Raw genomic sequence first — 12739 nt, 5'->3', positions numbered from 1 at the left:
GCTCGCTCATGACGCTCCACCCGGGAAACGGGCCTGGACCGCCTGGCCGTGCGCCGGCAGGTCCTCCACGTTGGCCAGGGTCACCACGTGCGGGGCCACCTCACGCAGGGCGGTCTCGGTGTATTCGATCAGGTGCACGCCGCGCAGGAACGACTGCACCGACAGGCCCGAGGAGTGCCGGGCGCAGCCGCCGGTGGGCAGCACGTGGTTGGACCCGGCGCAGTAGTCGCCGAGCGACACCGGCGACCAGGCGCCCACGAAGATCGCCCCGGCGTTGCGGACCCGCAGCGCCCACTGCCGGGCGTCGGCCGTCTGGATCTCCAGGTGCTCGGCCGCGTACGCGTCGACCACGCGCAACCCCGCCTCAAGATCGTCGACCAGGACGACGCCGCTCTGCTCACCCGTCAGCGCCGTGGTCACCCGCTCGGTGTGCTTGGTCGCCGGCACCTGCCGGGCCAACTCCCGCTCGACCGACTCGACCAGCACCAGCGACGGCGTGACCAGCACGCTCGCGGCGAGCGGGTCGTGCTCGGCCTGACTGATCAGGTCGGCGGCCACGTGCGCCGGATCGGCCGTGTCGTCGGCGAGGATGGCGATCTCGGTCGGCCCGGCCTCGGCGTCGATGCCGACCACGCCGCGCAGCAGCCGCTTGGCGGCGGTCACCCAGATGTTGCCGGGGCCGGTGATCAGGTCGACAGGGTCGCACCGCAGCTCACCCAACGGGTCGACCGCCGCGCCGTACGCCAGCATCGCCACCGCCTGGGCGCCGCCCACGGCGTACACCTCGTCGACGCCGAGCAGCGCGCACGCGGCGAGCACCCGGGGGTCGGGCAGACCGCCGTTGTCCTTCTGCGGCGGGCTGACCACCACCAGCGACCGCACGCCGGCCGCCTGCGCGGGCACGACGTTCATCACCACTGTCGACGGGTACATCGCCAGGCCACCGGGCACGTAGAGGCCGACCCGGTCGACCGGCAGCCAGCGCTCGGTGACCGTGCCGCCGGGCACCACCTGCGTGGCGTGGTCGGTGCGCCGCTGGTCGTCGTGGACCCGACGGGCCCGGCTGATCGACTCCAGCAGCGCGGCGCGCACAGCCGGGTCGAGCACCCCCTCGGCCTCGGTGATCGCCTCGACCGGCACCCGCAGCACCTCCGGGGAGATGCCGTCGAATCGCTCGCTGGCTTCCCGGATCGCCGGGTAGCCATGCTCGCGAACCGCCTCCACCAGCGGGCGGATCCGCTCGACGGCAACCGACACGTCGAGCTGGGCACGGGGCAGCAGGCGGCGCGGGTCTCCGAGACCCTTGCGCAGGTCGATCCGATTCAGCACCCTTGCGAGTCTAGGCGGCCGGCCCGGCGTACACCCGAGCCGCCCGTCCGCCGGGACGGTGAGCCGGGCCACGCCCACGCGGGCGGGATTGGTTAGGCTCGACCATGTGACCGCACGGCTGCCGGTGTTTCCGCTCGCAACGGTGCTCTTTCCCGGGTTGGTGCTGCCGCTGCACATCTTCGAGGAGCGCTACCGGGCGCTGGTCCGACACCTCGTCGACCTGCCCGAGGGCGCTCCCCGCGAGTTCGGTGTGGTGGCCATCCAGGCTGGCTGGGAGGTCGCGCCCGCCGGTCCCGGCGCCCGCGCGACGCCCGGCGTCGGCGACGTCACCCTGCACGAGGTGGGCTGCACCGCCGAGCTGCGTCAGGTGACCGAGCTGACCGATGGCGGCTTCGACATCGTCACTGTCGGCCGACGCCGTTTCCGGATCGCCGAGGTCGACGACAGCGCGGCCCCCTATCTGACCGCCGACGTCGAGTGGCTGCCCGACCCGGCCGGGTCGGACGAGGTGGCCGATCTGCTGGCCGCCCGGGTGATCGCGGTGTTCCGGCAGTACCTCGGCCTGATCCGCTCCGACCCGGAGGAGATCTCCGAGCAACTGCCGGAGGATCCGACGGTGCTCTCCCACCTGGTGGCGGCGACCGCTGCGCTCACCGTCGACGACCGGCAGCGCCTGCTGGCGATCGACGACACCGCCGCGCGGCTGCGCGCCGAACTGCGGCTGCTCAACCGCGAGGCGGCTCTGCTGCGCCAGGTGCGGGCGGTTCCGGTGCCGCTGGCGGAGCTGGCGTCGTCCCCACCGACACCCAACTGAGGTCGGCCGGCTCGGGTTCCGGGCGCAGGCCCGGCCATCGCGACCAGCCGGCCAGCAGGGTGTACGTGATCGCGGCCCCGAAGGCCGGCAGCAGCAGGTTGCCGTGCGGCACCGGCAGGACGCCGAGCAGCCAGTCGACCCCGCCGGCCCGCAGGTCCGGGGGCTTGGTGAAGGACTGCCCCGCCGGGGCGGTGTCCAGCAGCCGGTCGAAGGTGGCCAGACCGACCCGCCGCCCCACCTGCCAGGCCACCGGCGCGGCGGCCAACGCGCCGAGAACCGCGGCGAGCAACCCGACCGGGCCGCGCCGCCGGCGCAGCACGAACCACAGGACGAGCGCCACCAGCAGCCCGAAGCCGAGCCCGAGCAGACTGAACCACCCGTCCGCCGCTATCGGCTGCTCCGGTTGCGGGTCGGCGTAGATCGCCCCCTCGGCGGTCTTGAGCACCGGCGTGGCCGGCGCGAGCACGGCCCACAGCAGCCCGAACGGCACACCCAGCACGGCCAGCGCGAGCACGGCGCCCAGCACCGTCGCCGCGGTGCGCAGCGGACGACGCGGCTCGTCGGAGGTCAACTCGAACCAGCTCCGGGACGCGGTCGAGGGTGCGGCGCCCGGCGGTTCGGCGTACGCCGGCGGTTGGGCAGCGGGCTGCGTCTGCGACGTGGTCGCCCCCGACGGGTCGGGCGAAGCGGCCCGGTCGGGATCGTCGACGGGCCGCTCGGGTTCGGGGTTGTCCGGGCTCACCCGATGATCCTCTCAGGCCCGGTGCAGGGCCGGGGCTCCGGTGGCGGCAGACCAGCTCACCGGGCGAACGGCTCCACCATCATCGCCGCCGCCTGCAACCAGGCCTGCCGGGTCTCCGGTTGGAGTTGGTGGTACTCGATCGACGACCCGGTCTCCAGCGCCGGGTCGTAGGGCACCACGGCCACCCCACGCGTACGGGTGGCGAAGTGCCGCTCCAGGTCGTCCTGCAACGACGAGCGGCCCGGGGTCGGGCAGGAGATGAGGGTGATGGCGTTGTCCGCCAACTCGCCCATGCCCTCCTCGTGCAGCAGGTCGAGCATCCAGTCGGCGCTGAACGCCGCGTCCTCCCGGGGCACGGTGGTCACCACGAGCTGGTCGGCGGCCTGCATCACGGTGCGCCAGTTGGGGCTCTCCACGTTGTTGCCGGTGTCGACGCAGACCACGTCGTGGGTGCGCCGCAGCAGCTCCAGCACACGTCGGACGGTGAACTGGTCCAGTCGTTGGGCGAAGCGCGGGCTCTCCTCGCCGGCCAGCACGTCGTACGAGCCGTCGGATGCGTGCCGCAGGTAGTCGTCCAGCCGACCCAGCAGGGTCTCGCCCTCGAGGATCTCGATCTGCGCCAGGTCGGTGATCAGGTGACGGATCGTCCGGGCGTGCCGGGCACTGCCGGCGCGCAGCCCGAGGGTGCCGCGCAGCTCGTTGTCGTCCCAGGCCAGCACGCCCTGCCCGCGCACACTGCCGACAGTGGCCGCGGCGAGCACGGTGGCGGTGGTCTTGTGCACCCCGCCCTTGGGGTTGGCGAAGGCGAACACCCGGGGCGTGCCCAGGTCACGCCGGAGCACCCCGTTGGCGCGTTCCTGCTCCTGGTCGACGCCCTGCGGGCGCCACTCGATCCGGGGCGGGTAGGCGCGCTCGGCGACCGCCGAGCCGACCGCCGGGGCGGGTGGCGGTGCCACCGGCGCGACGGGTGGCGGGGCCACCGGCGGTGCGACCGGTGCGGCGAGTGGCGGTGCGACCGACGGGGTCGCGGGCGCCGGGTAACCGGTCTCCGGTTGGTAGCCGGTCTCCAGCAGGGCGTACCGGGACTGCACCGGCGGGTCGCCCGGCCGGTAGCCGTTGTCCAGCAACGCGTACCGCGACTGGGCCGGGTCGGGGACGGCCGGCGGTGGCTCGGGCTCGGCCCGGTACGTCGGTTCGGCCCGATAGCCCGGCTCGGCCCGGTATTCCGGCTCGACGCGATAGCCAGGCTCGGCCCGGTACGTCGGCTCGGCCCGATAGCCCGGCTCGGCCCGGTATTCCGGCTCAACGCGATAGCCAGGCTCGGCCCGGTACGTCGGCTCGGCCCGGTAATCCGGCTCGGCGCGGTACGCCGGCTCGGACCGGTATGCCGGCTCCGACCGGTAGTCCGGCTCAGAGCGGTACACCGACTCGGCCCGATAGTCCGGCTCGGCGCGGTAACCCGGCTCCGCCCGGTAACCCGGGTCGGCCCGGTAGGCGGGGTCGACACGGTAGGTCGCCTCGGCCCGGTAGTCGGGCTCCGCGCCGTACGACAGCTCGGCCGGATGCCCGATGGCGGACGCCCGCCCGGCGTTGCCGTTCGGTGCCGCGCGCCGTGGCAGCGGATCCGGTGACGGGTCGTCGGCATGCCGGTCCGGCTCGGTCTGCTCCGCGCCGCGACCGCCCAGCCGGGCACGGTCCAACAACGCGCGCCACCGCGGCGCTGGTTCGGCCGGCCGGCCCCAGCCGGTCTCACTGCCCTCCACGGCCCGCCCTCCCAGCACCATCGATCTCCGTCTGACAGGCTACGAACCAAACCCTATTCGGACCACACCTCAGAGCGCACACCAGCCGACGCAGATCACGACGACGCGGGCGTCGGCAGCTCGGCACCGATGCCGTCCGGGGAGGTGGTGACGGTCGGCGGGGGTGGCTCGGTCGATGTGGCCGGCGACGGCGCGGGTGACGGAGTCGTGACGACCGGTGCGGGTTCCGACGATTCGCCCATCGACGCCATCGGTGCGGGCGCGGGTGGTGTCGACGGCGCGTCCCCGTCGGGTGTGGGCGCCGGACTCGCCCCTATGTCGACGGGCGGACGCACCACGTCGCGCTGCTCGGGCAGCGGAGGTGTGAAGACCGTGCGGTCCAGGCGGTACACCTCGGGAGCGGGGTCGACCGCGCGTACGTCCGGCCGGGCCGCCACACCGCGCAGCGCCCCCGGCGTCGCTCGCACCACAGCGGCGTAGACGCAGGCGCAGCCGGTCCGGTACGCGGTCGCCTCGGCGGCGGCCACCTCGGCGCCGCTGGCGTAGCGCTCCCGCAACTCCCGCTCGTCCGGCCCGTCACCGTCGACCGTGGCGGCCAGCGCCCGGTAGTCGGCGGCTTCGACGTCCTTGCGGGCCGCCACCTGGTCCATCCCGGCCACGACGTCGTCCGGCACCCGCAGTGCGGGAATCTTGACGATCTCGGTCTGCCGCCCGGGTAGCGGCACCCGCCCGAAGACGGTGGAGACCCCCACGTCGCCGAGGACCGTCGCCAGACGCTGCGGCGGCAGGTACGCGGCAAGCGTGACCAGCGCGTAGGTCCCGTCCCCCGCGGACTGCGCCGACGCGGGCAGCGCGGCCAGGTCGGCGGCGGCGGACCGCAGGTAGCCGGGGACGGAATCGCCCTCGGTCACACCGACGCGGGTCACCTCACCCACCGTCTGGTCGCCGACCGGGGTGTCGTCGACGGCCCAGACCGCGGTGCCCAGGACCGCCGCCGCAGAGAGCACGGCGGCCCAGGTGAGCACCCCGGACCGCGCCGACCGCTCGCCGAGCCGGGTCACGGCCCGGGTCAGCGGCGGCAGCAGCCGTTGGTCCAGCTGCCGCAGCAGGTTGCCGGCGCGCACGGGCGGGATCCCCTCGTCGGAGCGGTGTCGGGCGGTCGCCGCTCAGTCACGCAGGATCTGAAGCGCACGGTCCAGGTCGTCAGGGTAGTCGCTGACGAACCGGACCTCGTCCCCCGTTCGGGGGTGCAGGAAGCTCAGTTCGCGGGCGTGCAGCCACTGTCGGGCCAGGCCGAGACGGGCCGAGAGGGTCGGGTCGGCACCATAGGTGAGGTCACCCACGCAGGGGTGCCGCAGGGTGGAGAAGTGCACCCGGATCTGGTGGGTCCGGCCGGTCTCCAGTCGAACGTCGACCAGGCTGGCCGCCGGGAACGCCTCAATGGTGTCGTAGTGGGTGATGCTCGGCTTGCCGCCGGACACCACCGCCCAGCGGTAGTCGTGGGTGGGGTGACGGTCGATCGGCGCGTCCACGGTCCCGCGCAGCGGGTCCAGGTGACCCTGCACCACCGCGTGGTAGCCCTTGTCCACCTCGCGGTACTTGAAGGCCCGCTTCAACGCCGTGTACGCCTGCTCGCTCTTGGCGACCGCCATGATCCCGGTGGTGCCCACGTCGAGCCGGTGCACCACGCCCTGTCGCTCGGCGGCGCCGCTGGTGGAGATGCGGTGCCCGATCGCGGCGAGGGCGCCGATCACGGTCGGGCCGGTCCACCCGGGGCTGGGGTGCGCGGCCACGCCCACCGGCTTGTCGACCACCACGATGTCGTCGTCGGCGTAGACCACCCGCAGGCCGGGCACCGCCTGCGGCACCACTGTCGGCGGTGCGACCGGGGCCGGCAGCGTGACGTCCAGCCAGGAGCCGGCCTTGACCTTGTGCGAGTTGGGTCGGGCGGCGCCGTCGACGAGCGCGTCCCCGGCATCCACCAGGGCCGCGGCGGCGGTGCGGGAGAGCCCGAACAGGCGGGACACCGCCTGGTCAAGTCGCATGCCGTCGAGGCCGTCCGGCACCGGGAGGGAACGGTGGTCGCCGCCAGCGGCGAAGGCGGAGGTCATGCCCGCTCCTTCTGGTCGGCGCCCTGGGTGGCGTCCGTTTCGGCCGGGGCGTCGTCGCGTCCGGCCCGCCGGCCGTCCCGCTGACGGCCGGTCAGTTCCAACAGGACCGCCAGCAGCACACCGCAGACCAGCGAGCTGTCCGCCAGGTTGAACACCGGCCAGACCTGGCCGTACGGGTCGAAGAGGCTGATCATGTCGACCACGTGCCCGTGGAAGGGCGAGGGCGCCCGGAAGATCCGGTCGACGAGGTTGCCCAGCGCACCACCCAGCACCAGGCCCAGGGAGATCGCCCAGGGCAGCGAGCGGAGTCGCAGCGCCATCCAGACGATCCAGCCGACCACACCGATCGTGATCAGCGGGAAGATCCAGGTGTGGTCAGCGCCGATGCTCCAGGCCGCACCGCTGTTGCGGGTCAGGCTCAGGTAGACGAACCCGCCGAGCAGCCGGACCGGCTCCCGGTCGGTCAGCGCGGCCAGCGCGAGGTGCTTCGTGACCAGGTCGGCCAGCAGGGCCACGAGGGCGACTCCGGCAAGGATCGCGACGGCCCGGGGCCGGCGTGTGCCGCCTCCTGGGTCGGTGCGGCCGGGCTCGGCGGACGGTACTGCGGTCATGCGCTCCCCATCGACAGTCTCGGCGGTGATCGCTCACCGTCTCATCGCCGCCGGGGAACGGACCTCAGCGCCGCTCCTCCAGCTGCTTGCACGTCACACACTGGGTGGCCGACGGGAAGGCGGCGAGGCGCTCGACCGGGATCGGGTTGCCGCACCGCTCGCACCAGCCGTAACCACCCTCGTCGAGGCGCTCCAGAGCGCGCTCGACCTGCGTGATCCGTTCCAGAATGCTGTTGGCGAGAGAGATCTCCTGCTCCCGCTCGAGCGTCTTGGTGCCCGTGTCGGCCTGGTCGTCCCCGGCCGAGTCGGTCAGCCGGTCGCGCTGCAGCTCGGTGATCTCACTCAGCGTCTGATCGTACTCGGCGCGAAGCTCGTCCCGCCGCGCCGCCAGCGCCGCCCGGATCTTCTCGGTCTCCGCCGTGCTCCGGGTGGGCTTCGTCACCGGCTTGCGCCCGGCGGTCCTGGTGTCGGCTGGCTTCGCCATGGGTCGCTCCCTCGGCCGGGGAGCCGCGTGGTCCGCGGCATCCTGGTTCGGGGGGCGCCGACCAAGGCGTCCCCTAATGTACGAAAAGGGGCGCACGGCAATGATGGCCGCGCACTCCGGAGGTTGGCAAGAATACGGAACGTACAGGCGTCCGACAACGTGCCGCACCGTCGCTCCGCTAAACAGCCCCTAGCCCTGCCTAACTGGGGCAAAGGGAACGCTAGCAGATCAATCGACTGCCTCATCCCCGTACTCACCAAACCACCGGGCCAGGCGACCCCGCCGGCTGACCGCCCGCAGCCGGCGCTCCGCGGCGTCCCGCACCCCCGCGGTCGCCACGATCAACAAGCTGTCGCCGGTCTTCAGGCGGGTGTCCGGTGCGGGCACGAAACCCACCCCGTCGCGCAGCACCAGCGTGACCGATGCGCCCAACGGGAGCCGCAGCTCGTCGACGTGCACACCGGCCAGCCGCGAGCCCGGCGGCACCTCCAACTGGAGCAGGTCCGCCCGCATCCGCTCCAGCGGCGCCGTCTCCACATGGATCTCGGCCGCCTCGGCCGGCGCTGTCACCCGCAACCACCGCGCGAACGGCCCGAGCGCCCCGGCCTGCACCAGCGTGAAGATCACCACCAGCACGAAGACCACGTCGAAGAGACGCTCCGCACCGGGCACCCGCTCGGAGAGCGGAATGGTGGCCAGCACGATCGGCACCGCCCCGCGCAGCCCCGCCCAGGACAGGAACGCCTGTTCGCGGAGGCTGACACGGAACGGCAGCGCCGAGACGGCCACCGACAACGGCCGGGCCAGCAGCACCAGGGCCAGTCCCGCGACCACCGCGGGCAGCACCGCCGCGTCCAGCCGACCCGGCGAGGCCAGCAACCCGAGCAGCACGAACAGCCCGATCTGGGCGAGCCACGCGAGCCCGTCCGCGAAACCGAGGATCGCCTGCCGGTGTGACAACCGGGCGTTGCCCAGCAGCACCCCGGCCACGTAGACGGCGAGGAACCCCGAGGCGTGCAGCACCGCCCCGGCGGCGTACGCCAGCACGGTGATGCCCACCGCGGCGATCGGGTAGAGCCCGGCCGAGGGCAACGCGGCCCGGCGCAGCGCCCAGGTGCCGGCGACGCCGGCGCCCACACCCACCGCCGCACCCACACCCAGCTCGTAACAGACCAGCCCGACCTCGTACCACCACGGGTGCGCCCAGCCCTCGTGGGACAGCAGCACCACCAGCAGCACCACCGGGGCGTCGTTCATGCCCGACTCGGCCTCCAGCGTCGCCACCAGCCGGGGCGGCAGCCGCAGCCGACGCAGGGTGGCGAAGACAGCCGCCGCGTCGGTGGACGAGAGCACCGCGCCATAGAGCAGCGCCAACCGCCAGTCCAACCCCAACAGCAGGTGTACGGCGACACCGACCACCACGATGCTGACGATCACGCCGACAGTGGAGAGCGCGGAGGCCAGCCCGAGCACCGGACGCAGGGTGGTCCACCGGGCGGTGAGGCCGCCCTCCGCGATGATCACGATGAGGGCGCAGAAGCCGAGGGCCCGGGTCAGCTCGACGTCCTCGAAGCCGATGCCCAGCCCGCCCTCGCCGATCGCCACGCCCAGCGCCAGGTAGACGAGGAGGCTGGGCACGCCGAGCCGGGTGGAGAGCCGCACCGCGCCGACGGCGACCAGCAGCACGGCCGCACCGAGCAGCAGCGCGATGTCCAATCCGGGCGTCACAGCAGCCTGGCCTGGGCGTTCCTCACTCGGCGGATCCGTCGCGCAGTCGGCGCAGCAGCTCGGACAGCTCCGGGCCGGGCCGATCGACGAGGAAGAGTTTGTCGCGGCTGGCCGCGCCGACCCGCAGTGACACCGCGCCCGGCCGGAGGCCCAGGGCGGCGGCCAACGCCTTGCGGGCCGCCTCGGTCGCCCGACCGTCGACGGCCGGGTCGTGCACCGCGATCACGAGGGCGGGCCCGTGTGGACCATCGAAGCGGCCACCCACCCGTGTACGGGAGGCGCCCGGCTTCACCCGTACCGCCACGGTGAGCGTCTCCTGCGCGGGCACCGGCGCCGCTTCAGATCGGCCGGGCGTCGGCGAGCAGGGCGGTGGCTGGCGCACAGTGCGCGCAGGGCGTGAAACCGAGCTCGACGGCCTCGGCGACCGGCAGCACCTCGGGCGCCCGGCCAACGAGGTGCGGGCAGCTGGCGAGGTGGTAGCGGGGGTGACCGTCGACCACCTGGACGGCATCGGGAAGTCGCGCCACCCGGGCCGCCTCGGCGGGAGTGACCGGCTGCTCGGCCGGCTCGTCGGCCGTCGGGGCACCGTCGAGGAAGGCGTCGTCGGTCGACGCCGCGAACGGCGACGCCGGGCTGACGGGTCGGGCGGGAGCGGACACGTCGTCGGCCGGGGTCACGAACGGCGAGCCCGGATCGAACGGCGGCGCATCATCGAACGGCGGCACATCGTCGACGCGCGGATCGAACGGCGGCGCATGGTCGGCCGGCGGCTCGGGTGGTTGCCGCCACCCGGTGCCGCCGGTACCAACCGTCGTGGGCACGTGCTGGACCGGCACCTCCGGCTCGACCAGCGGCGGCCCGTACGCGACACCCGTGGCCTGGCGGGCCGTGCGGGGTGCGTCGGGGGGTCGCCGGCCGGGCCGACCGGGATCCGCCATAGCGCGGTTGGCGGCTGCCTGGCGGGCGCCCACCACCAACGCCACGGCGGCCAGCAGACTGGCCGCGATGGAGATGATCAACATGAAGCTGGAGCCACTGGCCAGACCGAGCACCAGCAGGACCACCGCGACGAGGATGAGCAGAAGACTTGCGACTATCACGGCTCACCCCCGCCGCGTCGTACCGTCCTGGCTGGGCCGGCGATCGTCACCATTGGCGGAGAACGATCGCCGGCCGGTGCTCAGCGTCCGGCTTCGAGGGCGCCGGAGCGCCCGCCGCCGCCGTACGAACCGGCGAGGCCCGCAGCGGCCAGCCCGTTGCCGCCGGCAACCCGGCCTGCCTCGGAGCGGGTCATCTCGGCTTCGAGGCCCTGGCCGCGACCGTCGAGGTCACGCAGCTGGCTCTCCAGGTAGGCCTTGAGCCGGGTGCGGTACTCGCGCTCGAACTGCTTGAGCTCCTCGATGTGCTTCTGCAGCGCCGTGCGCTTGGCGTCCAGGCCGCCCATGGCCTCCTGGTGCCGCTGGCGGGCGTCCCGCTCAAGGGCGTCAGCCTTCGCGCGCGCCTCCCGGGTCACCTCCTCGGCCTTGCCACGGGCCTCGGACAGCAGCTGGTCGGCCTCGCGACGAGCGTCGGACACGTGGTCGTCGGCGGTGCGCTGGGCCATCATCAGCACGCGCAGGGCCTGCTGCTCACCGTCACCGGTGACGCCGCCGCCGGCCGGGCCGCCGGTCGCGCGGACCTGCTCGAGCTCGGCCTGCATCGCGCGGGCGGCCTGCTCGGCCGCCGACTTGTCGCGCTGCACCCGGTCCAGTTGGGCCTTGACGTCGTTGAGCTCCGCCGCCAGTCGGGCGTCGCCGCCGGGGCCGGCGGGGGCACCGCCACGGCCGCCGCGCTCCACCTGGGCGCGCAGCTCGTTGTTTTCCTCGATGAGACGGGCGAGCTCGCGCTCGACCTCGTCAAGGAAGGCGTCGACCTCCTCCTCGTCATACCCCCGTTTGCCGATCGGCGGCTTTTTGAAGGCGACGTTGTGGACGTCGGCCGGGGTCAGCGGCATCGAAACTCCTCGGGTCAGTTGCGGCCGCGAAAGCGCGTCGGTCATCAGGCAGATGCCCTGATCGACGGCCCTAACACGAACTCCATCAGCACGAACAGGATAACCAGGAGCACAAGGGAGGCCAGGTCGATGCTCACGGTACCAATTCGCAGCGGAGGGATCACACGCCTCAACGCGTTGAGAGGGGGATCAGTGACGCTCCACACGGATTCCAATCCTGCCGATGCTCCACGCCCCGGTTGCCAGCGACGGCCGTACTGCAGGACGGCGCTCAACACGAACCGGGACAAGAGGAGGAGCAGGAAGACATAAAGGACCAGGTACAACACTTGCAGTAAGATCGACAACACGGTCAGCGACGTCCCTCGGGTCGGGCGGGGTCAACTCAGACTGAAAAAACCGCCCTCAGCGATCTTGGCCTTGTCCTCAGCGGTGACCTGGACATTAGCCGGTGAGAGCAGGAACACCCGATTGGTCACGCGCTCGATCGTACCGCGCAGGCCGAACGCCAGACCGGCGGCGAAGTCCACCAGACGGCGGGCATCGGCCTCATCCATCTCGGTGAGATTGATGATCACCGGAACCCCGTCGCGGAAGTGCTCCCCGATCGTGCGCGCCTCGCGGTAGGTGGTCGGGTGCAGCGTGGTGATCTGGTAGCGCTGCTCCTCCTCGGGCAACGCCCGCTCACGTGACGCGACCTGCGGCGCGAGCGCCAGATTGTCGCGGGTGTGGTAGGTCAGCGCGCCGGAGGTCTCACCAGCCGACGACCGGGTGATCGACCGTACGCTGGCCCGCTCGACCCGCTCCGGACGCTCGTTGTCACCACGCTCGGACTCGCTCAACCGCCCGCTCGCCCGCTCGGAGAGTCGACCCCGCTCACTGACCCGCGGCCGGGGAGCCGGTGGCTCCTCGGTGTCGTCCTCGTCCTCGTCGGCGAACTCCTCGGCGTACCGGCTCTGCCGGTAACGCGAGTCGCGGTAGCCACCCTTGTCGTAGCCACCGTCGTCGTAGGCCCGCTCGTCGTCTTCTTCGACCAGACCGAGCCAGACCCCCGCCTTGCGCAGTGCACCCATCCCGCGCCCTTCCGTCCGCCGTGCGGCACGCGCCCCCGTGCCATGTCGCCCGTCGCGAATGGACAACAATGCCCATCGGACCGGGGCGGCA

14 protein-coding genes are annotated in these 12739 nt (G+C 72.9%); 1 reads left to right on the top strand and 13 read right to left on the bottom strand.

The window, feature by feature from the left end; all coding sequences use genetic code 11:
• Nucleotides 1–6 precede the first annotated feature (6 nt).
• Nucleotides 7–1329, bottom strand: a complete 1323-nt coding sequence (hisD, locus tag KBX34_RS18615) for a histidinol dehydrogenase (protein ID WP_210926034.1) — start codon at nt 1327–1329, stop codon at nt 7–9.
• A gap of 106 nt (nt 1330–1435) precedes the next feature.
• On the opposite strand from hisD, the gene KBX34_RS18610 reads away from it, so the two are divergent.
• The gene (locus tag KBX34_RS18610) at nt 1436–2143 is read left to right on the top strand and encodes an LON peptidase substrate-binding domain-containing protein (protein WP_088949361.1); all 708 of its coding nucleotides are present in this window, start codon (nt 1436–1438) and stop codon (nt 2141–2143) included.
• On the opposite strand, the gene KBX34_RS18605 is transcribed toward KBX34_RS18610, so the two are convergent.
• The 12 genes from KBX34_RS18605 to KBX34_RS18550 all read right to left on the bottom strand — a co-directional run bounded on the left by KBX34_RS18605 (nt 2055) and on the right by KBX34_RS18550 (nt 12648).
• On the bottom strand, nt 2055–2885 hold the full coding sequence (locus KBX34_RS18605) for a DUF2567 domain-containing protein (RefSeq protein WP_210926032.1): 831 nt from the start codon (nt 2883–2885) through the stop codon (nt 2055–2057). The genes KBX34_RS18610 and KBX34_RS18605 overlap by 89 nt on opposite strands.
• A 56-nt stretch (nt 2886–2941) precedes the next feature.
• Nucleotides 2942–4669, bottom strand: a complete 1728-nt coding sequence (locus tag KBX34_RS18600) for an AAA family ATPase (RefSeq protein WP_247671966.1) — start codon at nt 4667–4669, stop codon at nt 2942–2944.
• Between the two features lie 74 nt (nt 4670–4743).
• Nucleotides 4744–5772 carry a hypothetical protein gene (locus KBX34_RS18595; RefSeq protein WP_210926030.1) on the bottom strand — a complete coding sequence of 343 codons (1029 nt, stop codon included), beginning with the start codon at nt 5770–5772 and terminating at the stop codon, nt 4744–4746.
• 42 nt (nt 5773–5814) lie between these two features.
• Nucleotides 5815–6759, bottom strand: coding sequence for an RluA family pseudouridine synthase (locus KBX34_RS18590; protein WP_088949365.1), 945 nt, complete (start codon nt 6757–6759; stop codon nt 5815–5817).
• Nucleotides 6756–7370 (bottom strand): signal peptidase II, encoded by a 615-nt coding sequence (gene lspA, locus KBX34_RS18585; RefSeq protein WP_088949366.1) that lies wholly within the window; start codon nt 7368–7370, stop codon nt 6756–6758. The genes KBX34_RS18590 and lspA overlap by 4 nt, the downstream gene beginning before the upstream one ends.
• A gap of 64 nt (nt 7371–7434) precedes the next feature.
• On the bottom strand, nt 7435–7854 hold the full coding sequence (locus tag KBX34_RS18580; protein ID WP_088949367.1) for a TraR/DksA C4-type zinc finger protein: 420 nt from the start codon (nt 7852–7854) through the stop codon (nt 7435–7437).
• Between the two features lie 228 nt (nt 7855–8082).
• A complete protein-coding gene (locus KBX34_RS18575) occupies nt 8083–9582 on the bottom strand; it encodes a potassium/proton antiporter (protein WP_088949368.1) in 1500 nt (499 codons plus the stop codon).
• 22 nt (nt 9583–9604) lie between these two features.
• The gene (locus KBX34_RS18570; protein WP_088949369.1) at nt 9605–9910 is read right to left on the bottom strand and encodes a DUF167 domain-containing protein; all 306 of its coding nucleotides are present in this window, start codon (nt 9908–9910) and stop codon (nt 9605–9607) included.
• A gap of 10 nt (nt 9911–9920) precedes the next feature.
• The gene (locus KBX34_RS18565; RefSeq protein WP_247671970.1) at nt 9921–10604 is read right to left on the bottom strand and encodes a hypothetical protein; all 684 of its coding nucleotides are present in this window, start codon (nt 10602–10604) and stop codon (nt 9921–9923) included.
• Between the two features lie 158 nt (nt 10605–10762).
• The gene (locus KBX34_RS18560; RefSeq protein WP_088949371.1) at nt 10763–11575 is read right to left on the bottom strand and encodes a DivIVA domain-containing protein; all 813 of its coding nucleotides are present in this window, start codon (nt 11573–11575) and stop codon (nt 10763–10765) included.
• 44 nt (nt 11576–11619) lie between these two features.
• Complete coding sequence (locus KBX34_RS18555; protein WP_088949372.1) at nt 11620–11925, bottom strand: YggT family protein; 306 nt, start codon at nt 11923–11925, stop codon at nt 11620–11622.
• Between the two features lie 30 nt (nt 11926–11955).
• Nucleotides 11956–12648, bottom strand: a complete 693-nt coding sequence (locus tag KBX34_RS18550) for a cell division protein SepF (RefSeq protein ID WP_141910526.1) — start codon at nt 12646–12648, stop codon at nt 11956–11958.
• Nucleotides 12649–12739 lie beyond the last annotated feature (91 nt).

It is taken from the genome of Micromonospora sp. M61 (assembly GCF_018070245.1).
Lineage (GTDB): Bacteria > Actinomycetota > Actinomycetes > Mycobacteriales > Micromonosporaceae > Micromonospora > Micromonospora zamorensis.
Note: the sequence above shows the minus strand (reverse complement) of the source record. Positions and strands in the feature narration are given on the sequence as shown.